The organism is Janthinobacterium sp. AD80 (genome assembly GCF_002878455.1).
Taxonomy (GTDB): Bacteria; Pseudomonadota; Gammaproteobacteria; order Burkholderiales; family Burkholderiaceae_D; genus Janthinobacterium.
In genome coordinates this window covers 1-22,297 of record NZ_NRDQ01000060.1, presented here as the reverse complement: position 1 = coordinate 22,297, position 22,297 = coordinate 1, and the positions used below count along the sequence as shown (strand labels likewise).

At 62.4% G+C, this 22,297-nt stretch carries 19 protein-coding genes and 2 pseudogenes; 5 read left to right on the top strand and 16 right to left on the bottom strand.

Annotated features, from left to right (window positions below; genetic code table 11):
• Window positions 1-7 precede the first annotated feature (7 nt).
• Window positions 8-1,618, bottom strand: a complete 1,611-nt coding sequence (locus JaAD80_RS13050) for a ShlB/FhaC/HecB family hemolysin secretion/activation protein (RefSeq protein WP_102294571.1) — start codon at window positions 1,616-1,618, stop codon at window positions 8-10.
• Between the two features lie 216 nt (window positions 1,619-1,834).
• Window positions 1,835-2,275, bottom strand: coding sequence for a hypothetical protein (locus JaAD80_RS13045; RefSeq protein ID WP_258002970.1), 441 nt, complete (start codon window positions 2,273-2,275; stop codon window positions 1,835-1,837).
• A gap of 42 nt (window positions 2,276-2,317) precedes the next feature.
• On the opposite strand from JaAD80_RS13045, the pseudogene JaAD80_RS13040 reads away from it, so the two are divergent.
• Window positions 2,318-2,668: pseudogene (locus JaAD80_RS13040) on the top strand (nicotinate-nucleotide diphosphorylase); the annotation flags it as partial.
• Window positions 2,668-3,429, top strand: coding sequence for an ABC transporter substrate-binding protein (locus JaAD80_RS13035; RefSeq protein WP_102294568.1), 762 nt, complete (start codon window positions 2,668-2,670; stop codon window positions 3,427-3,429). The pseudogene JaAD80_RS13040 and the gene JaAD80_RS13035, both read left to right, overlap by 1 nt.
• A 44-nt stretch (window positions 3,430-3,473) precedes the next feature.
• Here JaAD80_RS13035 and JaAD80_RS13030 read toward each other — a convergent pair whose 3' ends face one another.
• Window positions 3,474-4,367: a neutral zinc metallopeptidase gene (locus tag JaAD80_RS13030; protein ID WP_102294567.1), complete on the bottom strand. Its 894-nt coding sequence runs from the start codon at window positions 4,365-4,367 to the stop codon at window positions 3,474-3,476.
• Between the two features lie 146 nt (window positions 4,368-4,513).
• Here JaAD80_RS13030 and JaAD80_RS13025 point away from each other — a divergent pair, with 146 nt between their 5' ends.
• Window positions 4,514-5,413, top strand: coding sequence for a GNAT family N-acetyltransferase (locus JaAD80_RS13025; RefSeq protein ID WP_102294565.1), 900 nt, complete (start codon window positions 4,514-4,516; stop codon window positions 5,411-5,413).
• Window positions 5,414-5,431: 18 nt separating this feature from the next.
• Here the strand turns inward: JaAD80_RS13025 and JaAD80_RS13020 are convergent, their stop codons facing one another.
• From JaAD80_RS13020 to JaAD80_RS12990, 7 genes and pseudogenes are all read right to left on the bottom strand, one after another.
• On the bottom strand, window positions 5,432-6,112 hold the full coding sequence (locus tag JaAD80_RS13020) for a DNA alkylation repair protein (protein WP_102294563.1): 681 nt from the start codon (window positions 6,110-6,112) through the stop codon (window positions 5,432-5,434).
• A 58-nt stretch (window positions 6,113-6,170) separates the two neighbouring features.
• Entirely contained in the window at window positions 6,171-6,947 is a 777-nt protein-coding gene (locus JaAD80_RS13015; RefSeq protein ID WP_102294561.1) for a peptidyl-prolyl cis-trans isomerase, read from the bottom strand.
• Window positions 6,948-7,061: 114 nt separating this feature from the next.
• Window positions 7,062-7,840: pseudogene (locus tag JaAD80_RS13010) on the bottom strand (peptidyl-prolyl cis-trans isomerase).
• A gap of 110 nt (window positions 7,841-7,950) precedes the next feature.
• Window positions 7,951-8,250, bottom strand: coding sequence for a BolA family transcriptional regulator (locus tag JaAD80_RS13005; RefSeq protein ID WP_258002966.1), 300 nt, complete (start codon window positions 8,248-8,250; stop codon window positions 7,951-7,953).
• Window positions 8,247-8,876 carry a septation protein A gene (locus JaAD80_RS13000; protein ID WP_102294559.1) on the bottom strand — a complete coding sequence of 210 codons (630 nt, stop codon included), beginning with the start codon at window positions 8,874-8,876 and terminating at the stop codon, window positions 8,247-8,249. Before JaAD80_RS13000 ends, JaAD80_RS13005 begins: the two co-directional genes overlap by 4 nt.
• Before the next feature lie 84 nt (window positions 8,877-8,960).
• A complete protein-coding gene (msrB, locus tag JaAD80_RS12995) occupies window positions 8,961-9,362 on the bottom strand; it encodes a peptide-methionine (R)-S-oxide reductase MsrB (RefSeq protein WP_070288499.1) in 402 nt (133 codons plus the stop codon).
• Window positions 9,363-9,371: 9 nt separating this feature from the next.
• Complete coding sequence (locus tag JaAD80_RS12990) at window positions 9,372-10,850, bottom strand: YdiU family protein (RefSeq protein WP_102294557.1); 1,479 nt, start codon at window positions 10,848-10,850, stop codon at window positions 9,372-9,374.
• 276 nt (window positions 10,851-11,126) lie between these two features.
• Here JaAD80_RS12990 and JaAD80_RS12985 point away from each other — a divergent pair, with 276 nt between their 5' ends.
• Window positions 11,127-12,779, top strand: a complete 1,653-nt coding sequence (locus tag JaAD80_RS12985) for a 3-(methylthio)propionyl-CoA ligase (RefSeq protein ID WP_102294556.1) — start codon at window positions 11,127-11,129, stop codon at window positions 12,777-12,779.
• A gap of 104 nt (window positions 12,780-12,883) precedes the next feature.
• Here JaAD80_RS12985 and JaAD80_RS12980 read toward each other — a convergent pair whose 3' ends face one another.
• The 4 genes from JaAD80_RS12980 to JaAD80_RS12965 are packed head-to-tail and all read right to left on the bottom strand — an operon-like array spanning window position 12,884 to window position 17,827.
• Complete coding sequence (locus tag JaAD80_RS12980; RefSeq protein WP_258002965.1) at window positions 12,884-14,410, bottom strand: chemotaxis protein CheW; 1,527 nt, start codon at window positions 14,408-14,410, stop codon at window positions 12,884-12,886.
• Window positions 14,397-14,933 carry a chemotaxis protein CheD gene (locus JaAD80_RS12975; RefSeq protein ID WP_102294554.1) on the bottom strand — a complete coding sequence of 179 codons (537 nt, stop codon included), beginning with the start codon at window positions 14,931-14,933 and terminating at the stop codon, window positions 14,397-14,399. Before JaAD80_RS12975 ends, JaAD80_RS12980 begins: the two co-directional genes overlap by 14 nt.
• The gene (locus JaAD80_RS12970; protein ID WP_102294553.1) at window positions 14,930-15,760 is read right to left on the bottom strand and encodes a protein-glutamate O-methyltransferase CheR; all 831 of its coding nucleotides are present in this window, start codon (window positions 15,758-15,760) and stop codon (window positions 14,930-14,932) included. The genes JaAD80_RS12975 and JaAD80_RS12970 overlap by 4 nt, the downstream gene beginning before the upstream one ends.
• A gap of 3 nt (window positions 15,761-15,763) precedes the next feature.
• Window positions 15,764-17,827, bottom strand: a complete 2,064-nt coding sequence (locus tag JaAD80_RS12965) for a PAS domain-containing methyl-accepting chemotaxis protein (RefSeq protein ID WP_102294551.1) — start codon at window positions 17,825-17,827, stop codon at window positions 15,764-15,766.
• Window positions 17,828-18,377: 550 nt separating this feature from the next.
• Here JaAD80_RS12965 and JaAD80_RS12960 point away from each other — a divergent pair.
• The gene (locus tag JaAD80_RS12960; protein WP_102294550.1) at window positions 18,378-20,465 is read left to right on the top strand and encodes a 3-hydroxyacyl-CoA dehydrogenase NAD-binding domain-containing protein; all 2,088 of its coding nucleotides are present in this window, start codon (window positions 18,378-18,380) and stop codon (window positions 20,463-20,465) included.
• A 289-nt stretch (window positions 20,466-20,754) separates the two neighbouring features.
• On the opposite strand, the gene JaAD80_RS12955 is transcribed toward JaAD80_RS12960, so the two are convergent.
• Both JaAD80_RS12955 and JaAD80_RS12950 read right to left on the bottom strand, forming a co-directional pair.
• On the bottom strand, window positions 20,755-21,591 hold the full coding sequence (locus tag JaAD80_RS12955; RefSeq protein ID WP_102294548.1) for an alpha/beta fold hydrolase: 837 nt from the start codon (window positions 21,589-21,591) through the stop codon (window positions 20,755-20,757).
• 106 nt (window positions 21,592-21,697) lie between these two features.
• Window positions 21,698-22,096 (bottom strand): VOC family protein, encoded by a 399-nt coding sequence (locus JaAD80_RS12950; protein ID WP_102294547.1) that lies wholly within the window; start codon window positions 22,094-22,096, stop codon window positions 21,698-21,700.
• Window positions 22,097-22,297: the final 201 nt, after the last annotated feature.

Below are 22,297 nucleotides of genomic sequence, written 5' to 3'. Positions count from 1 at the left end.
CCTGATGCTAGTAAGCCAAGGCAAGGCGGAAATGCAGGCGGTTGGCGCCACGCTGTCGCGTGTCGCCGCCGTTGACGACGTGGGCGTAATCGAGTTGCAGATTGGCGTAGCGGCTCAGCAGCAAGCGCAGCCCCAGCCCGCCGCTGCTGATGCCCTGGGAAGCGCTTTCGCCTGGCAGCGCATGGTTGCGGCGCAGCCAGGCCGTGTCATAAAAGGCCAGCGCGCGGCATTGATAGCCGGCCGCCTGCGCGCACCAGTTCGGCGTGTACAGTTCCAGGTTCAGGCTGGCGCCGGAATCATTCGATGCTTCGCGCTCGGCAAAGCCGCGCACGGACGAGGCGCCGCCGGCGCCGAACTGTTCGCCGGGCACCAGCGCGTCGGGCGTGAGCTGGGCATTGAACAGCGCGCGCCATTGCCAGTCGTCGGCCAGCACGCGCCCCGAGCTGGCGCTCAGGCGCACGGTGTTGTAGGCCGCCTTGGCATGCGCGCGCACGCGGTCGAAATCGGCTTGCGCGCCATGCTTGCCACCGGGGATGTTGTGCGCAAACGTGACGGCCACGCTGGTCTCGCCCGTGGGCAGCGACCAGGCGCCGATGTAGCTGATGCTGAGCGGATGCACGGTGACGTCGGCGCCCAGTTCCATGCCGAACAGCTGCACGCTGTTGCGGTAGGCCTTGTAGTCGATGCCGTACACGAGCTTGGGTTCGAAGTCGTCGCGGCGGGCAAAATTCTGGTTGTAGCGGATGCCCGCCATGCTGCCCTGGCCGCTGACGGCCAGGTCGAAGATGCCGGCCGAGACGCTGCCCGAATCGACGTTCGAGTAGCTGGCAAAGAAATCCATCGAGTCGCCCAGCGCATACAGCGGCAAGTGGTAGCCGGCGCCATACACGCCCACCTTGTCCGGCTTTTCCAGGCTGCTCGTGTATTGCAGGCTGGCGACATGGTCGCGGCCCCACAGATTGGCATGCTGCAGCACCACGCCCACGTGCGTCTTGCCCGTCTGCGCATTGCCCGTGTTGTCCACATTGAGCATGGCCTTCCACGCCTTTTCATCGGCCACCGTGACGGCGGCGTCAATGGCCTGCGCCTGCTCGTCGGCCTGCAGGCGCACTTCGATCTTGCGCGCCGGGTTTTCATTGGCCAGCTTCAGGCTTTGCGACAGGGCGTTCAGGTTGGGCGTTTCGCCTTCGCGCAGAGCCGGCAAGGCGCGCCGCACGTTGGCGTCGTCGACATGCGTGTTGCCGCTGATGGCGACCTTGCCCAGCGGCGTTTGCAGCACGCTCAGGCGCACCACGCCGCGCTGCAGTTCCTGCTCGGGCAATTGCACCTGCACGGCGCTGTAGCCGAGGGCGCGGTAGGCCGCTTCCAGCGTCTCGACGGCGCGGGCGATATCGGAAAAATCGCGCTGGCGGCCCGTGTACGGCGCCAGCAAGGCTTGCAGCCTGGCCTCGTCCAGCAGGGTATTGCCCTGCACGTCAAAGCGGCTGATGTCGAAACGGGGAATGCCGTCCTCGGCCGCCGTCGGCGCGGCGGCGTCCATGGAAACGGCGGCGCCGGCGGCGCCGACAGCGAACAGCAGCGCGGAACCCGCAAGCAGGTGCACCAAACGATATGTCATGTAAAGGATTTCTTGTGTAGCCGGACCAGCGCGCGGCCCGCAGGCGACAGCGGCAGCGTGTCCAGCAGTGGATTGAAGACAAATTTTAGACGGCTTTTAGTTTCCAGTCAGAAATTTCTAAGGTTTTCTCCCGTTTTTTATCGCGCCGCAGCATACATCGTCCGTACAAGGATGAAACATGGCTTGATCATTAATATTTTCCATGTTGCCCACTATTTATTTGCTATCCAGGGCCGTCACGCCATCCCAGTCCGGCGCGGGGGGCGTGCGGCGGTATTCGTCGAGGCGCGCCGCATACAGCCGGTACAGTCCATCGGCGGGAAAATCCGCTTGCAGCGCGTCGATCAGTGCGCCGGCGCCGGGCCAGTCGCGCGCGCGCAGCCGGGCCAGCGCCGCGTGCCAGCGCTCCAGCTGGGCCAGTTCCCCAGGCGTGGCGTCAGCCAGCAGGCCGCGCGGCTCGAAGATGGCGACGGCTTCCTGCTTGCCCAGCACGCGCACCAGGTCCAGTTCGCGGTACAGGAATTCGGCGGCGGCGGCGCGCGTGGAGGCGCCCGCCACGATGCCCACGCCATAGCGCTTGCTGGCCCCCTCCAGGCGCGCGGCCAGGTTGACGCTGTCGCCCATCACGGTATAGGCGCGGCGGATGCGCGAGCCCATGTCGCCCACGTGCATGGCGCCCGTGTTGATGCCGATGCCGATGCGCTGATCAAGGAAACCCATATCGCGGCCGCCGGCGGTGTCAGCCAGGCCCTGGAAAACGCGCGCAACCTCGACGCGGGCGTGCCCGTGCAGATCGAAGTGGAAACCCTGGCGCAATTGCAGGAAGCGCTCGACGCGGGCGCCGTCTCCGTCTTGCTCGATAACTTCAGCAACGACATGATGCGCCAAGCCGTGGCCCTCACCAACGGGCGCGCCCTGCTGGAAGCGTCGGGCGGCATCAATGTCGATACCGTGCGCGCCATTGCCGAGACGGGCGTGGACCGCATCTCGATCGGCAGCCTGACCAAGGATGTGCGGGCCACCGATTACTCCTTGCGCATCGTCGGCTGATGAAAAGAGCGGGGCGCTTGCTGGCCCTGGCGCTGCTGTGGCCGGTGCTGGCCACCCCCCAGCAGGCGCCGGCCCGCGAGCTGCTGGCCGTGGGCGCGCAGTTCGAGCGCGTGTTCGAATACCAGGCCAGCGGCGAATATGCGGGACTGGGCGTGGAACTGCTGCGTCTGATGGCATCGCGCACGGGCAATACCGTGCGGTTCCGCATGGTGCCGTGGGCGCGTGCGCAAGCCATGCTGGTGCAAGGCCAGGCCGATATCCTCATTGGCCCCTACAAGGCGCCGGACCGCATCGCCAGCATGGCGTTTTCCGAGAAGCCGTTTTACCAGGACCAGATCGTTTTTTATACGCGCCAGGATGCCAGCTTTGGCTGGGATGGCGATTACAGCGTGCTGAAGAACCGCAGGATGGTGCTGCTCAATGGCTGGGCTTACGGTTCGGACTGGGAGCGCGTGCGCCCCGGTTTGCAGGTCAGCGTGGCGAACAATGTGGAAAATGGCTTGAAGATGCTGGTGCACAACCACGTCGACGTGTTCGTCAGCAACCGCCGCAATACCGACCCCGTCATCGCCCGCCTGGGCTATGGCCGCCAGGTGAAACCGCTGCCAAAAGTCATCGAAGTGCAGAATGGCTACTTTGCCTTTCCCCGCTCGCCAACCTTTGACAAGCTGCGCCTGCAGTTCGACCAGGAACTGAATAACCTGATCGAGACGGGCGAATTGAAAAAGCTGGGCAAACGCTACGACGTCAGCGTGCCCTGACAGGTCGGCATGCCGCCGCGCCGGGCGGCATGCCAGGGTTTGCTCTACAGCTGGCGCGCCTCAAACGTGTTGCACTGGGAAATCTGCCCGCTCTCGATACCCTTGCTGAACCAGCGCACGCGCTGCTCCGAAGTGCCGTGGGTAAATGAGTCGGGCACGACATGGCCTTGCGCCTGGCGCTGCAGCGCATCGTCGCCGATGGCCGTGGCCGCTTTCAGGGCCGCTTCCACGTCGCCCTGTTCCAATATCTTGCGGTCGGCGTTGGCGTGATAGGCCCACACGCCGGCGAAGCAGTCGGCCTGCAATTCCAGGCGCACGGACATGGCGTTGGCTTGCCGTTCCGATTGCGTGCGGCGCGCATTGTCGACCTTTTCGGACAGGCCCAGCAGGTTCTGCACGTGGTGGCCCACTTCATGCGCGATCACATACGCCTCGGCAAATTCGCCGGAAACCTTGAAGCGCTGCTGCATCAAGTTGAAGAAATCCAGATCCAGGTAGACCTTCTGGTCGCCGGGGCAATAAAAGGGACCGCTGGCGCTCTGGCCCGTGCCGCACGCGGTCGGGGTGCTGCCCGAGAACAGCACCAGCTTGGGCTTCACGTAGGCGCCGCCTTCGGCCTTGAACAGGGCGCTCCAGGTGTCTTCCGTATCGGCCAGCACGGTTTTCACGAAGCGCGCCATCTCGTCGGATTCCGGCGGCTGCTGCGCCGGTGCCTGGCTTTGCTGGGTGCTGATTTGTCCGCCGCCGCCACCGCTGAGCAGGTTGAGCAGGGTGAGGGGGTTGACGCCCAGCACGTATGAACCCACCAGGGCGATGACGATGGTGCCGATGCCGATCGAGCGTCCGCCAAAACCAAAGCCGCCGCCCCCGCCGCCACTGCCGCCTTCGCCACGGCGGTCTTCCACATTGTCGCTTTCGCGATTACCTTCCCATTTCATGATATTGACTCCTGCTGCGATTGCGATTAATTGATGACGCCTCAAGATGTCTCTTCAGGCGAGTCTTATCATTATCGCAGCAAACTGCGCCGCGACAGGAGCGACAGTGTTACGCTTTGCAACTTTCCACCCTGATCACAACAGCCATGAACACGATGCTTGCCAACGATACACCTATTTCGCCCTCCACGGTGGTCCAGGCCCAACTGGACGCCTACAATGCCCATGACGTGCCGGCCTTGCTGGCCATCTACGCGGATGACGCACAGCAATTCGAGCACCCGGCCACCTTGCTGGCCACGGGCGGCGCGCAGATCGGTGCGCGCTTTGTCGCCCGCTTTGCCGCCAGCCGGCCGCGGGCGCAGTTGCTCAACCGCATCGCCTGCGGCAAGCTGGTGATCGACCATGAGATCGTCCACGGCGACACGGACGATGGCGTGTCCGCGCAGGAACTGGTGGCGACGTATGAAGTGGAGCAGGCGCGCATCACGCGTGCCTGGTTCAGCTTTGGCACGTTGACGCGCCTGCGCGTCGCGTTGCCTGCCGATGTGCCGGCCATGAATGCGCTGATCGCCCGCTCCGGCGTGGAACTGAGCGCGGGCTTTTATACGCCCGAGCAAGCGGACGCCGTCACCCGCCACGTCTTCGGCGTCGATACGCAGCTGGTTGCCGACCAGACATATTTTGTGATCGAACGCGATGGCGCCATGCTGGCCTGCGGCGGCTGGAGCCGGCGCGCCACCCTGTATGGCGCCGACCGCGCCAAGAGCGGGCCGGACCCGCTGCTCGACCCGGCCAGCCAGGCCGGACGCATCCGCGCCTTCTTTGTCGAGCCCGCTGCCGCGCGCCAGGGCCTGGGCAGCATGCTGATGCGCCATTGCGAGCGCCAGGCGCGGGCCGCCGGTTTCAGCACCCTGGAACTGGCCGCCACCTTGCCCGGCGTGCCGCTGTACCTGGCCAGCGGCTTTGCCGTGACGCAGGAGTTTCACCTGGACTTGCCGGACGACATACAACTGCCGCTGGCGCGCATGCACAAGCGGCTGTAAAGCCCGGCAGGCAGACATTTAGCCTGGCTGGTGCTTCATGGCCTCGCGGTAGCTGAGTGCTGACAGCCGCTGGCGGTGCGCGTTGGCAAAGGCCGCCACGGTTTCGGGCGCGTGGCGCGCATAGTCGCGCAAGGCCCAGCCGATGGCCTTGCGGATGAAAAACTCGTCTTCATGCGCCAGCGCGAGGGCCGTGTCAAATAGCCTGCCCGCATCCGTGTCGCCGCGCCAGCCCAGCTGGTGCAGCATGGCGATGCGGCGCAGCCAGAAATCGTCATGGCGCAAGGCCTCCGCCATGTGTGCATGGACATCGCCGCCGCGCCGCCGTTCCGCCTGCAGCACCGCGCCGACGATGCCGGCCATGCCGTCGACGCTGTCCCACCAGGCGCGCTGGCGTACCAAGGCCAGCAGGGTCGGGAGGTGGGAGACGTCCAGCTGGCGCCGGTGCAGGGCCAGCATGTCGAGCGCCACGTGCTGGTACTCGCGCTGCGGCTGCTGCCACAGCCGTTGGGCGTGTTCCAGCAAGGTCGCGGCATCGATGCCCTTCAAGCTTGCCAGCAAGCCCTTGGCGGCCATCCGCCGCTGCGGCGCGGGCACGCCCAGGAAAATGAACTGGTCGCGCATATAGGCTTGCATGGGCGCCGCGCGGCCCGGTTCGGCCGCCGCTTCCAGCGCGATTTTTAATTCTGCATGTAGATTCATGGCATCTCCAGGCGTAAAAAAGGCGCTCCGTGGAGCGCCTTTTCATCTTCAACCGATATTACTGGATTTTTGCTTTCTTCATCAATTCATCGCGGTAAGCGGCGAGTTTCTTCTGTTGCAGCGACTCGGCCACCTGGCCCTTGACTTCTTCCAGTGCCGGCAGCTTCGTCGGACGGGTTTCTTCCAGCTTGATCACGTGGAAGCCGAATTGCGATTGCACCGGCGTTTGCGTAACCTGGCCTGGTTTCAGGGCCACCATGGCGTCGGCGAATGGTTTTACGTACGACGCCGGGCTAGCCCAGTCCAGGTCGCCGCCATTGGCAGCGGAACCGTCTTTCGATACTTTGGCCAGCTCTTCGAACTTGGCGCCGCCTTTCAGCTTGGCGATGATGTCTTTCGCTTCGGCTTCGGTGGCCACCAGGATATGGCGTGCATGGTATTCCTTGTCGCCGGCTTGCGCCTTGAACTTGTCGTACTCAGCCTTGATTTCCGCGTCCTTGACGGGATTTTTCTTCACGTAGTCGGCCAGCAGGGCGTTGATGATGATGCTTTGACGGGCATTGTCGATCTGCGACTTGACTTCCGGACGCGTGCCGTAGCCTTGCTTGTCGGCTTCCTGGATCAGCACTTCGCGGCCGATCAGGTCTTTTTTGATGGCTTCGCGCAGTTGCGGCGAATCCGCTTGCTTGCCTTGGGCGACGACTTGCTTGACGACCTGGTCGACGCGCGACGACGGGATGGCCTTGCCATTCACGGTGGCCACGTTTTGCGCGAACGCAGGGATCGCTACAACGGCTACCAAGGCTAAGATCAGGCGGGCTGGCTTCAAAATCATGTTCATTCCTAATAAGTATACAAAAAACCGGTACAAAAGAATGGCCTGCAATCAGGCACATTCAGACGCAGAATACACGACCGGCGCCGAAAAGGGCGCCGGGCAGGTCAGTTCTTATTGAACTTTCGCTTTTTTGATCATTTCTTCCTGATACGCTTGCAGTTTCTTTTGCTGCAGCGACTCGGCGATCTGTGGCTTGACTTCTTCCATGGTCGGCAGTTTTGCCGCGCGGGTGTCGTCCAGCTTGATTACGTGGAAACCGTTAGGCGTTTGCACGGGGGTTTCCGTGACCTGGCCTTTTTGCAGTTTCACGAAGGCGTCCGAGAACACTTTCGGGAACGACGATGGGGCTGCCCAGTCCAGGTCGCCGCCATTGTCGGCCGAACCCGCATCTTTCGATTGCTTGGCCAGGTCTTCAAACTTGGCGCCGCCTTTCAGCTTGGCGATGATGTCTTTCGCTTCGGCTTCGGTGGCCACCAGGATGTGGCGCACATGGTATTCCTTGTCGCCGGTCTGGGCCACGAAGCGGTCGTATTCCGCCTTGATTTCAGCGTCGCTGACCGGGTTCTTTTTCAGGTAGTCGCCGACCAGGGCGTTGATGACGATGGCCTGGCGTGCGTTCTCGATTTGCTGCTTGACGGCTGCATCTTTGCCGAAACCTTTGTTTTCCGCTTCTTGCATCAGCACTTCACGGCCGATCAAGTCTTTCTTGATCATTTCGCGCAGTTGCGGCGAATCCGGTTGCTGGCCTTGGGCGACGACTTGCTTGACGACTGCATCAACGCGCGACGATGGGATAGGCTTGCCATTCACAACGGCAACGTTTGCGCAAAAACAGGTACCGCGACAACGGCGAGTAGTGCGATCAGCAAGCGGGCTGGCTTAAAAGTCATTATTAAATCCTGTTAGGGAAAGTTTCGTAAAAAACGCATGGAAAGAAAAACATGCCATGGCGCCAGTTGCGGCGCACCCAAGTGATTCGGGTACGCCAAAAACGCCATCCTTATGCTACTTCGGACGGCGCCAACGCAACAATCGCCAATGCATGTATCTCATTATGCATCATATCGTGCACGGAATCATACACCAGTCGATGGCGCATGACGAGTCTGAGGCCTTCAAATTGACTAGAAATAATGCGCAGATTGTAATGGCCTCCGCCCGAGGCGGCGCCCGCGTGGCCCCGGTGGCGCGCCGAGTCGTCTTCCAGCACGCATTCCACTGGGGAAAGTGCCGTTTCCAGGCGTGAACGGATGCGCTCCATGCGCGTTGCCGGCGCGGCCGTATTGTCGATATTCATCATGCGTCTTCCTTGATATGTTTGGCCAGGAACAGCGTTTGCGCCACGATGAAGGCAAAGAAGATGCCCGTCGCGCCAAAGGCCTTGAAACTGACCCAGGCGGCCATGTCGCCCTTGTACAGCACGAAGGCAACGAACAGGTTCAGAGCGCCGATGGCGCCAAAGAAGATGATCCATGCGGCCAGCAGCTGGTTCCACACGGCATCGGGCAATTGCACTTGCGCTTCCATGGTCTTGCGGATCAGGTTTTTCTTGAAGCCCACATAGGCGATCAGCAGAGCCAGGCCGGACAGCCAGTAGATCAAGGTCGGCTTCCATTTCAGGAAGAAGTCGTCATGCAGGTAAATGCTGGCGCCGCCGAACACGACAAAGATGAACAGCGACAGCCACAGCATGCCGTCCACCTTGCGCCCGCGCAGCAGCAGGTAGCTGACCTGGCAGGCCGTGGCGATGATGCCGACCAGCGTCGCCAGGATCCACGGGGCCTGGTCAGCCTTGATCAGGCCGCCCGAGACAAAGCCGGACAGATATTGCTGCACGAAATCGTGCGTGGCCGCTTCATACATGCCGCCCAGCTTGAAGGCGGCGAAGAAGGCGATCAGGGGGAATAGGTCGAATAGAAATTTCATGGCGAGACTTTACTATGATCGTGGTGTAAACATCTTAGGAATGACTTAGGAGCAACATTCGCTTCCCGGGTCATTCCCGTGGCATCAAGGCTGCGGGTCGAAGCGCAGCGAGGCCGAATTGATGCAGTAGCGCAGTCCGGTGGGCGGCGGGCCGTCCGGGAAGACGTGGCCCAGGTGGGCGTCGCAGACGGCGCAGACGATTTCCGTGCGCAGCATGCCGTGGCTGCGGTCGGTGATTTCCGTCACGTTGGCCGGGTCGAGCGCCTGGAAATAGCTGGGCCAGCCGCAGCCGGAATCGAACTTGGTGTCCGACGCGAACAAGGGCGTGTTGCAGCAGACGCAGGTGTAGATGCCATGTTCATGGTGGTCCCAGAACTTGCCCGTGAAGGCGCGTTCCGTTGCCGCATGGCGCGTCACTTCGTACTGCATGGAATCGAGCATGGCGCGCCATTCGGCGTCGGTCTTTTTGACTTTATTGGTGGTCATGGTAATACCTCAGGATGAGCAACTGACTTCAAGGTGGCTGGCCCAGTCGGGCGGCAGGGCCGCATAGTGCTGGTGTTCGGGCTGTTCGTCAAATGGCTTTTGCAAAATTTCCAGCAATTTTGCCACTTCCGTGTAATCGTGCTGCTGGGATTTCTCGATCGCCACTTGCGCCAGGTAGTTGCGCAGCACGTATTTCGGGTTGACCAGGTTCATGGCAACTTGCCGTTCCGTATCGACGCTGTGCTCTTGCAGCAGGCGCGCGCGGTAGCTTGCCGCCCACGTGTCGAACGCGGCGCGGTCGATGAACATGTCGCGCAGCGGGGCATCGCTTTCCGGCTCCGCCACCCGCAGTGCAGACAGGCTGCGGAAGAACTGCGTGAAATCCACGTGGTTTGCCTGCATCAGCGCAAACATGCCGTCGAACAGCTGGGTATCTTCGTCGTGCGCGGTGCGCAAGCCCAGCTTGGCGCGCAGCAGGGCGTTCATCTTCGCGGCAAAAGCCGGCTGGTAGCTGTCCAGCGCCGCTTGCGCCTCTTCCACTTCACCGATCAGCGGCAGCAGGGCCTGGCCCAGCGCATAGCAGTTCCAGTGGCCCACCTGCGGCTGGTTGCTGTAGGAATAGCGGCCTTGCTGGTCCGTATGGTTGCAGATGTGCTCGGCGTCAAACGCTTCCATGAAACCGAAGGGGCCGTAGTCGATGGTCAGGCCCAGGATCGACATATTGTCCGTGTTCATCACGCCATGCATGAAGCCCACGGCTTGCCACTGCGCCATCAGCTCGGCCGTGCGCACGCACACTTCCGCCAGCAAGCCCTGATATGGATTTGATGCAGCGCGCAAATGCGGATAAAAGCCGTCGATGATGTAGTCGGCAAGGATTTTCAGCTCGTCCGGCTTCTTGCGGTAGAACCAGTGCTCGAAGGAACCGAAACGCACGAAACTGGGTGCCATGCGCGTGACGACGGCCGCCGTTTCCAGCGTTTCGCGCATGATGCCTTGCTGCGAGCCCATGATGGCCAGCGCGCGCGAGGTGGGAATGCCCAGCGCCGCCATGGCTTCCGAGCACAGGAATTCGCGGATGGACGAGCGCAGCACGGCGCGCCCGTCGCCCATGCGCGAATACGGCGTGGCGCCCGCGCCTTTCAGCTGCAGCTCCATGGGGCCGTTTTGCGTGGCGATATCGCCCAGCAGGATGGCGCGGCCATCGCCCAGCTGGCCGGCCCAGACGCCGAACTGGTGGCCCGAATACACGGCCGACAAGGGGATCGAGCGCTCGGCCACGGTATTGCCGCTCAGCAGTTCGACGTAGTCAGGCTCGGCCAGGCGCGCGGCATCGAGGCCGATCAGGCTGGCGGCCGGCGCGCTGGCGGCAATGAAATACGGCGCGGGCAGGGGCGTGGGCATCAGCCGCGTATAGAACGCGGGCGGCAAGGCCGCGAATGCATTGTCCAGTGGTAAGGTATGAGCGCTGATGGCAATTCCAGTCAAAGTGGATGCGCCGGCTTGAAAAGAAAGCGCCGGCCAAAAGGCGATTTTACCGCACAGCGCCAGGGCGTGCGTCGGCTCGCCAAGGGGCGCTGACGGAGGGTGGCGGCACGCTGCAAAACGGAATCAAAAATTCCATGCTGCATCGCAATATCGAAATGCGTTGACGATTTCCGCACGACCGTACGAAACTAGTTCATCGTCGTTAACACCCAATTAACACGCAAGAAAAAAGCGGGCCGTTCCCGGCTGCTTCCCATTCGCATACCAGGAGACACGATGTCGGCATTTCCCATGAGTCCAGTAATGGGCCAGATGATGAACCAGCCCCTGCTGATTTCCAGCATTCTCGAGTTTGCAGCGCGTCATTATGGCAGTGGCGAAATCGTCTCGCGGCGGGTGGAAGGCGATCTGCACCGCTATACTTACCGCGATTGCCACCAGCGCACGCGGCGCCTGGCAAATGCCTTGCACGGCCTCGGTATCGGCATGGGCGACCGGGTCGCCACCCTGGCCTGGAATGGCTACCGCCACCTGGAAGCGTACTATGCCGTGTCCGGTTCGGGCGCCGTCTTGCACACGATTAACCCGCGCCTGTTTCCCGAACAAATCGCCTACATTTCGAATCATGCGGAAGACCAGGTGCTGCTGTTCGACCTGACCTTCCTGCCCGTGGTGGAGAAAATCGCCGCCGACTGCACCTTCGTGCGCCATTTCGTGCTGATGTGCGACCGCGACCGCATGCCCGCCAGCAGCACCATACCCGGCCTGCTGTGCTATGAAGACCTGATCGCCACGCACTCGGACGAGTACGAGTGGCCCGTGTTCGATGAAAACTCGGCCGCCGCCCTGTGCTACACCTCGGGCACCACGGGCAACCCGAAGGGCGCCTTGTATTCGCACCGCTCGACGGTGCTGCACGCCTATGCCTCGGCCATGCCCAGCGCCCTGAACGTGCGCGCAACCGACACGGTCCTGCCCGTCGTGCCCATGTTCCACGTGAATGCCTGGGGCTTGCCGTATTCGGTGCTGCTGTCGGGCGCGCGCATGGTGTTTCCCGGCGCGGCGCTCGACGGCAAGTCGCTGTATGAACTGTTCGAATCGGAAAAAGTGACGTTCTCGGCCGGCGTGCCCACAGTCTGGCTGGGTTTGCTGAACTACGCCTTGCAGAACGGCCTGAAGTTTTCCACCTTCCGCCGCACGGTGATCGGCGGCGCGGCGTGCCCGCCGGCCATGATGGATACCCTGATCGACCAGTTCGACGTGGAAGTCATCCACGGCTGGGGCATGACGGAAATGTCGCCACTGGGCACCACGGGCGGCTTGCAGACCAAGCACCTGGCCATGAGCAAGGAAGCGCAGCGCGACATCCTGCACAAACAGGGCCATGCGATCTATGGCGTGGACATGAAGATCGTCGATGACGACGGCAAGGAATTGCCATGGGATGGCGTGGCCTATGGCCACCTGCTGGTGAAAGGGCCGTGGATCATTGCCGCGTATTACAGGAACGAGGGCGGCGACGTCTTGCAGGATGGCTGGTTCCCCACGGGCGACGTGGCCACCATCGATGCGGACGGCTACATGCAGATCACCGACCGCAGCAAGGATGTGATCAAGTCGGGCGGCGAGTGGATTGGCACCATCGACCTGGAAAACCTGGCCATGGCGCACCCGGCCGTGCTGCAGGCGGCCTGCATCGGCGTGTTCCACCCGAAATGGGATGAGCGCCCCGTGCTGGTGGTGGTGCTGCGCCCCGGCATGGATGTCACGCGCGAAGCCTTGCTGCAGTTCTTCGAAGGCAAGATCGCCAAGTGGTGGACGCCCGACGACGTGCTCTTCATCGACGCCTTGCCCATGGGCGCGACGGGCAAGATCCAGAAGAACAAGCTGCGCGAGCAGTTCAAGGGGCACAAGCTGCCGGGGCTGTGATGCATCAGCGAGCCCATGCGTGATTGATCCGGCGGCAAGGGCCGGGGGCGGAGCCTGAGGGTCCGACCACGGTATTTTTACGCCCTTGGCTTGATGGCTGCCTTTCACGCCGCCTGCGGCAGCGCCGAACCCAGCTTTTCCAGCAAGTGGTCAACCTGGAACACGGACAGGGTCTGGCGCTGTTCGTCCGTGCCGATGTCGATCATTTCATCCATTTCGCTGCGCAAATCCTCATGGCTGCCCGTGCGGATGATTTGCGGCGCGGCGAAGCGCTGGCTGTCGGAGATCGTCATGATGTTGTCGACCTTGTCGACCAGAAAGCCGTAGCGCTCAGTGCCCCGTTCCACGATCAGGATCTTGCCGGCGCCCGTGTCGGGCAAGGGTGGCATGGCGTACAGCTGGCGCAGGTCGATGATGCTGATCATTTGCTGGCGCAGGTTCAGCATGCCGCGCATGCAGGCCGGCATGCCGGGCGGCGTGGTGATGGCGCCGCTGAAATCGATGATTTCGCGCACTTGCCCGATCTCCACGGCGAATGGCGTTTCCACGGTAAACGTGATGTACACGCGGCGCTGGGCCTTGTGCGTGGCGGCCGCCGCCGTTTCCGTCTGGTCCGGATAGAGCCGCTTGTGGCCGTCGCGCATCTCGACGATTTCCGCTCTCGACAGGATCTCCTGGTGGTGCAGGAAAATGATGTCGCCCAGGCCTTCCCTGGTGATGCAGCCGGCAAACATGGCGGCGCGCGATTTGCTCAGCAGGGGAATCGGCAAGACTTCATCGCTGAAGAAATGCACGATGCTGTCGACGGAGTCGACAAGGAAGCCCACTGTCGTGTCTTCCAGGCGCACGACGATGATGCGCTGCTCCGGCGTCGGCCCCTTGCCGCTCTGGGCCGCTTGCAGCAGGGCTGCGAAATCGACGACGGCCACCTGGCTGCCGCGAAAATGCATGCGTCCCAGGCACAGTTCGCTGTTCAGGATGGAACTGTGCAGCTCGGGCACCTTGATGATTTCCTGGATGGCCAGCATCTCGAAGGCGAACGTGGCGCCCGCCGCATGGAAGCTGACGCACTGGCGGCGCTCGCTCTGGGCATGGTAGCGGGCCGTGCTGAGCTTGCTACCGCTCGCCTGCAGGGCCAGCACATGGGGCACGTTTTCGATGCGCAGCATGGCTTGCGGGTCAAGAATTTGCAGCAGGCGCGCGCCGCCGTCGAGCAAGATCGTGCCGGCGATCACGGCATGCGCGTCGCCGGCCGCATACTGCAGGGCACTGCGGGCGCTGGCCGGCACGCGCAGGATTTCGCCCGTATCCTGGAAAACGATGCCGATCAGCACTTGCTGAAAATCGAGGATGGCGATCTTGTCGGTGGACACGGCGCGCGGCGCCTCGGCGCGGAACAGCCGGCCCAGGTTGACCACCGGAATGACGCTGCCGCGCAAGGTGAACATGCCTTCCAGATACGCCGGCGACAGGGGCAGGGTGGTAACTTTGGCCGGGTAATTCACCACCTCGCGGATGCAGTGGGCGGGCAGGGCGAATTCATCGCCCCCCAGGTAGAAGGAGCCGAACAGTTCCGTGGCAGCGCCGCCGCCCGCTTGCGCTTGCAAGCCCGTCGCTTCATGCATGTCCATATGCGCCTTCCTTGCGTTGAATCAAGCCGGGTTGCGCCAGCACGTCCGTGACGGCAAAGCTGAGGTGGGCGCAATCGATCAGCAACTGGCGGCCATGGCGCCCGCCCAGCGCGCAAAAACTGACCTGCAAGCCGCACTGGTCCAGGTATTTCTGTGCCGCCTGCGCGTTTTGCCGACCCACCTGCAGGCGGCCGCGTCCATTGTCGGGACCGAACATGCTGGCGCCACCTGCCAGCACCACTTCGATATCGGCGTAGTCGGCCTGGCGCACGCCCATCAGGCGCAGCAGCGATGGCACGGCCTGGCTCACATAGCGCGCGCCGATGGAATGGTCGCTGCCTGGCGCTTCCGGCAACAGGCAGTGGGCCAGGCCGCAGCGATGGCCTTTCTTCCAGATGAAGCCGATGCCGATGCAGGAGCCGAGCAGCGCTTGCAGTTGTTCACCGTGCGTGCCTACGCTGAGCTGTCCCATGCCGACATGCTGCAGGGGCGCCACGTGGTCATGGCTGGCAACGATACTCATGCCGTCCCCGCTTTATAGATCATGGGAAACTCGAATTGGTAGCCGGTACCGAGGCGGGCGATGGTTTCCGACTCGCCCAGGATCAGCCGGCCATCATCCTTCAGGCTGGAACGGGCCTGGCGCAGCACGGTTTCCTGGTGTTCGGCGTCGAAATAGATCAGCACATTGCGCAGGAATACCAGGTCGAACTGCTGGCCCGGCTTGAGGGGCAGCGCTTCGAGCAGGTTATGCTGTGTAAAGCTGACGTTCTGCCGCAGTTCCTCGTTGACCTTGACCCCATACGGCGAGGGTGTGAAGTATTTGCGCAGCAAGTCCGGGTGCGACAGGCGGATGCGCTCGACGGAGCGCCCGCTGTACTGGCCGGCCCTGGCCGCGCCCAGGATTTGCTGGGAAATATCGCTGGCCAGGATCTGGTAGCGGAAGGCCGGCGTCTGCAGCTTGAATTGCTCGCACAGCATGGCGATCGAATACAGCTCTTCGCCGCTGGCCGCGGCGGCCGACCACACGCGCAGGCACGCACCGGGATGGGCGCGCGCCCAGGCGGGCAGGTAGCGGTCGCGGAAATAATCCCAGATCTGCGGCGTGCGGAAGAACAAGGTGTCGTTGGTTGTCACCAGGTCGATGAAATGCGCCACTTCATCGCGGTCGCTGGCCACCCGGTCCAGATAAGCCTGATAGCTGTGCAGGGACAGCGCCTGCAGCCGGGGCTGCAAGCGCCGTTCCAGCAAGACACTTTTTCGCGGCGTCATGGCGATGCCCGTATGCTCGCGCACCAGCGCGATCAGGGTCGTCAATACCTCGGGCGTCAGGCTGGCCGCGTGGCTCATGGCTTACACCACGAAGCCGGAGACAGTCTGGTTCAGGCTGCCAGCGCGCTCGTTCAGCCCATCCGTCGAGCGGGCGATGCTGTCGCAGTTGGCGGCCGACTTCTCCGTTTCCTCGGCGATGTACTGGATCGCCGTGGACACTTCGCGCGCCGTCAGCAGCTGCTCGTTGGCCGCCTTCGAGATATCCGAGATGGCCAGGGTGGTTTTCGCCACGCCCGAGACGATCTTGTCGAAAGCATCGCTGGCCTGGCGCGAGATTTCGCTGCCGGTGGACACGCGCTTGACGGACTCGTTGATCAGCTTGGAAATTTCCTTGGTTGCCTGCGAGGAACGCTCGGCCAGCTTGCGCACCTCGTCGGCGACGACGGAAAAGCCCAGGCCATGTTCGCCCGCGCGCGCCGCCTCGATGGCCGCGTTAAACGCCAGCATATTGGTCTGGTTGGCGATCTCGCTGATGACCTTGACGATTTCGCCGATGTCTTCCGACGAGCGGTTGATCAGGTCCATCGCCTCGATCGACTTGGCGACGGCGCGCGCGCCCGCTTCGGCTTCCTGCTGCGTGGCTTTCGCCAGGTAGTCGGCGTTCGAGGTGTTTTCCGCGATGGAATTGATGGAAAAGGTCAGGCCGTCGATCGAGGCGTTCATTTCTTCCACCGTGGCGCCCAGCGCCTGCGTGCCCACGGCCACGCCCGTGGCCCGTTCGGCGATGGTGTGCGAGGCTTCGGCAAAGCCGTTCGCAGCTGCCACCACGTCGCCGATCACGCCGCGCAGGTCGACGATCATCTTGCTGATGCCGCCCGCCAGCAGATCGATCGGTTCGTCGCCTTCGGGCACGATATTGCAGGTCAGGTCGCCTTGCGCGGCGCGCGCCACGCAGGCCAGCAGGGCCTCGACCTTGCGGCTGTCATTGGCGGCCTTGGCCTGGATGCCGGTTTCCATGTTGACCTGGTCGCTGATGTCGATGGCAAATTTCACCACCTTATAGGGCTTGCCGTTGAGGTCGAGGATGGGGTTGTAGGTGGCCTGTATCCACACCACCTTGCCATGGCTGCCCAGGCGCTTGTAGCGTCCCGTGTCGAATTCGCCCCGGTTCAGCTTTTGCCAGAATTTCTTGTAGTCGGCGCTGCTGGCGTACTCGGGTTCGCAAAACATGCGGTGATGCTCGCCCTGGATGTCGCCCAGCTCATAGTCCATGACGGAGAGGAAATTTTCGTTCGCGTCCAGCACGTTGCCCTGCATGTCGAATTCGATCACGGCTTGCGCCTTGACGATGGCGCTGACCTTGCCCTCGTATTCGGCATTGCGCTTTTTCAGCGCCGTGACATCGCTGGCGAACTTGACGACCTTGAAGGGCCGGCCTTCCGCGTCGAAAATCGGGTTGTACGAGGCGTTGAGCCAGATTTCGCGGCCATCTTTCGTCACGCGCTTGTATTCGCCCGAGTCGAATTCACCCTTGGCCAGCTTTTGCCAGAACTGCGCGTATTCCTCGCTCTTGGCATATTCCGGCTCGCAGAACATGCGGTGGTGCCGGCCTTCGATTTCCTCCAGCGAGTAGCCGACGGCCTTGAGGAAATTGTCGTTGGCGCGGATGACGGTGCCGTCGAGCTTGAACTCGATCACGGCTTGCGCCTTGCTGATGGCGTCGATCTTGCCTTCGTAATCGGCATTGCGGCGCTTGCTGGCCGTGATGTCGGTGGCGAACTTGATGACTTTATAGGGCTTGCCGTCGGCGTCCAGGATAGGGTTGTAGGAAGCATTGATCCACACCTCGCGCCCGTCCTTGGTCACGCGCTTGTATTCGCCCTGGTCGAATTCGCCGCGTGCCAGCCGGGCCCAGAAGGCGCGGTATTCGTCCGTCTTCACATAATCAGCGTCGCAGAACATGGCGTGGTGCTTGCCCTGCACGTCCGCCAGGGTATAGCCGACGACGCGCAGGAAATTGTCATTCGCATGCAGGATGGTGCCGTCGAGTTCGAATTCGATCACGGCCTGAACACGGTTGAGCGCAGTATTTATCGCTTGTAAGTCCAGATCCTGGGAGTGGCTGACATGGCTGGCTGCGTCCATAAAATATCCTTCAGTGTGAGTCGAGGAATGGGTGGCGCTAATGCAGTGACAATGATATAAAACGGCTCGAAAATGATATAGACATGCGGCGATGTGATAATCGGTGAGAATCTGCGCAAGATAATGCAGGCCCTCTCCGGCAACGCCGCTGCGTAATATTAGATCAATTGCAGAGTATTGATTTGAATCAATAATTTTATTATTCCCCAGCCCCTGGCGAAAAACAAGGGGCGTGAATAAATAATGCGAAAAGTGTCGCTATTGGCCAGTGCACGGATATACATGCATATTTATCGCATAATAAAACATTGTTTTTATTATTATGCTTTTATTATTTTTATGAATATCCATCCGATAGCTGCTGCACCCGGCGGGGCGGGTGCCCGCATATGCTCGGGCGATGCTGTAAGATGACCACCACCTGTGGCGGCGCTCCATGGCGGCGTGCCCGCCAAGACAAAAATAATACGAGCGTTCTTTTATGCGGTATAGTGAAGCTTCATCCCTTGCAACCACCTCATACATTGAGTAAAACCAATAAGGAAGAGACATGAGCGCTGAATATCAAGTGAACGGTGCCGTTGCCGTCATCACCCTGGCCAATCCACCCGTCAACGGCATGGGCCTGGCGACCCGTACGGCTGCCGTGGCGGGCATCCGCCAGGCGCTGGCCGATGCGTCCGTCAAAGCCATCGTCATCACGGGCGCCGGCAAGGCATTCTCGGGCGGCGCCGACATCAAGGAATTCAATTCGCCCAAGGCCCTCACGGAGCCGACCCTGCATACGCTGATCAACGTCGTCGAACAATCCACCAAGCCGGTGGTGGCGGCCATCCACAGCGTCTGCATGGGCGGCGGCCTGGAGCTGGCGCTGGGCTGCAACTACCGCGTGGCCGCGCCGGGCGCGCAAATGGCCTTGCCTGAAGTTAAACTCGGCATCTTGCCGGGCGCGGGCGGCACGCAGCGCCTGCCTAGAGTGCTGGGCCTGGAAACGGCCCTCAACATGATTGTCTCCGGCACGCCCGTGGCATCGGAAAAGCTGGCTGGCACGGCCCTGTTCGATGAAGTCATCGCCCCTGGCGCGGACTTGCTGGCCGCCGCCGTGGCCTTTGCGACGAAAGTAGCCGAGCTGCGCCCGCTGCCGAAAGTGCGCGAGCGCAAGGTCGATTACCCGAACCACGAAGCGTTCCTGCAGTTTTCGCGCAATACCGTCAAGGCCATGTCCGGTCCGTTCCCCGCACCGCTGAAATGCGTCGATGCCGTGGCCGCTGCCGTGACGATGAAATTCGACGATGGCCTGAAGTACGAGCGCGAACTGTTCATGCAGCTGGTGCAGTCGCCTGAGTCGAAAGCCCTGCGCCACGCCTTCTTTGCCGAGCGCGTGGCCAGCAAGGTGCCCGACGTGCCGGCCGATACGCCGGTGCGCCCGATTGCCAGCGCGGCCATTGTCGGCGCCGGCACCATGGGTGGCGGCATCGCCATGAACTTCGCCAACGCCGGCATCCCCGTCACGTTGCTGGAAACGCGGCAGGAAGCGCTGGACAAGGGCCTGGCCACCATCCGCAAGAACTACGAAAACACCGTCAAGAAGGGCAAGCTGACGCAGGAGAAGGCCGAGCAGCGCATCGCGCTCGTTTCCGGCACTTTGGCGTATGAAGATATCGCGCAAGCCGACATCGTCATCGAAGCCGTCTTCGAGGAACTGGGCGTCAAGGAAACCGTCTTCAGGCAGCTCGACGCCGTCATGAAGCCGGGCGCCATCCTGGCCTCGAACACCTCCACCTTGGACCTCGACAAGATCGCCGCATTTACCAGCCGTCCACAGGACGTCATCGGCACGCATTTCTTCAGCCCGGCGAATGTCATGAAGCTGCTGGAAATCGTCCGCGGCAAGCAAACGGGCAAGGATGTGCTGGCTACGGCGCTGGCGCTATCGAAAAAGCTGAAAAAGACGGGGGTCGTTTCGGGCGTGTGCGATGGCTTCATCGGCAACCGCATGATCGAACAATACAGCCGGCAAGCCGGTTTCCTGCTGGAAGAAGGCTGCCTGCCGGAGCAGGTCGACAAGGCGGTGGAGAAATTCGGTTTCGCCATGGGCCCGTTCCGCATGGGCGACCTGGCCGGCAACGACATCGGCTGGGCCATCCGCAAGCGCCGCTATGTGGAAAAGCCGGAGGTGACGTATTCGAAGACGGCCGACCTGCTGTGCGAACTGGGGCGGTTTGGCCAGAAGACGGGCGCCGGCTGGTATGACTACAAGGCGGGCGACCGCAAGGCCTATCCTTCGGAGCAGGTCAACGCCATGATCATCCAGCATTCCGCCGACCTCGGCGTGGCGCGCCGCAAGATCAGCGACCAGGAAATCGTCGAGCGCCTTGTGTATGCGCTGGTCAATGAAGGCGCGCGCATCCTGGAAGAGGGCATCGCCCTGCGCGCGTCGGACATCGACATGGTGTATCTGACGGGCTACGGTTTCCCCCTGTTCCGCGGCGGCCCGATGTTCTACGCGGATAGTGTGGGCTTGCCGAACGTGCTCGACACGATCAACGGTTACGCGCAAGGCCGCCACGGCGAAGCGTGGACCCCGGCACCGCTGCTGGTGAAACTGGCGGGCGAGGGCAAGGGTTTTAATGGCTGATGCGACGCTGCCATTGAAGCCAGCAATGTTGTCGGATTACGCGTGGCTACGCCACGCTAATCCGACCTACGTCTTATGCGCTTTTACACAAGGTTCCAGAGCCGGGTAGGTCGGATTAGCGCGCAAGCGCGTAATCCGACACGACCACCGACGCCAGCAAGATGGTCGGATGACGCGGTTGTTGTACGTGGTGTTGCGCGGGGTTCCAGAGCCGGGTAGGTCGGATTAGCGCGCAAGCGCGTAATCCGACGCCACCACCGACGTCAACCTCACTGCCGGATGACGCGTTTTATTTCTTCCGCGTCACCATCTTGACCGCCTCGTTGACGATGACGGGATTGTCCTTCTGAATGTAGTAGCCGGTGCCCGTGATGCGCTCGATGGCTGGCGCACCGGACAGGCGCTGCCAATCCTTTTCCTGGGCCCGCACCAGGTTCTCGAATGAGCCCGTTTCCTCGATGCCGAATTTGTCGCGCACCAGCAGCATGGCCGGTATGCGCAGGGGGCTGGTCATGTCGACATGCTGCAGGCACTGTGCCTGGGCGTCGAATTCCGCCGATTCCGCGCTGTTGAACATCAGCTTGCGCCGCGTCTTCAGCAGCATCGCGTAGGTGCTGGCCTCTGTCTGCATGCGGCTCCATTGCTGCGGGTGCGTGGGGTCGAGCAGCACCAGGCCCGCCACGTCCTGCGGGTACAGCCTGGCATACACATACTGGTACAAGCCTCCCAGGCCATGGCCGACCAGCACATACGGCGGCTTCAGGCCCGCCTGCGCCAGCAGGGCGCGCTGCTGGGCTGCAATGGTGCAGGGATCGCGTGGTGTGCTGGTCTTCTGGCTGTCGCCGTAGCCCGGACGGTCATACACGAGCACGCGGTGCTGCTGCGCCACTTCAGGCACGACCTTGGCCCACACATCCTTGCCATCGCCCATGGCCGACTGGAACACCACGGGCACGGCGCCGTGGCCAGCGAGCGTATAGGCGATGGTGGCGTCGGGCAGGGCGGCCGTGGCCGGCACGCCGGGCGCGGCCGGTTTGGATGGCATCAGCGAGCAGGCGGACAGCAGCAGGCCGGCACTGCCCAGGAGAATGGTGCGCGCGGGGCGGCCGACAAATAAATGATGCATGAAGTTCCTTCTTGGTTCATGGACCGGGGACCGGTATGCGTGCCAGCCATTATAGGCAAATCATGTGAAAGTGAAAATGCCGAACAGAACGGGGATTGCGCCTCTGTCAGCCGGCGTCGGCGCGGTGGCAGACGGCTTCGATGCGGTTGCCGTCCGGATCGAACAGAAACGCGGCGTAATAGCTGGCGTGGTAGTGGCGCAAGCCGGGCGCGCCCAGGTCGAAGCCGCCGTGGGTCACGCCTGCCTGCCAGAAAGCATCGACGGCCGCGCGTGTGCTGGCCTTGAAGCAGTAATGGCGGCGCGGCGCGTCGTCCGGCGCCGGGCCCAGGCGCACGGAAAAATAGCTGCGTTCAGGGTGGTCGGCATCGCTGCGTTCGCCATAGCCGATCCAGGCATCGGCATGGTCGCTGCCCACCTTGGGCACGTCCAGGGCGGCAAAGATGGCATCGTAGAAGTGCTCGGCGCGCGCCAGGTCGGCGACGGTGAGGGAGACGTGATCGAGCATGGATACTCCACAGTAAACAAGGACGGCCATAGCATAGCCCGGATCGGGACGGCCGTGGGCATTCCTGTGGGGGAGTGACCGAGTCGCACTGGCGGCGGCAAACCGGCGGTCAAGGCCGGCTTGGGGGGAAGGCGGGAAGGAGCCAGTGCCGCTCAGCGGGCGCACGAACACGGAGCCGCCGGCGTGCCGGCCGGGGCAGGC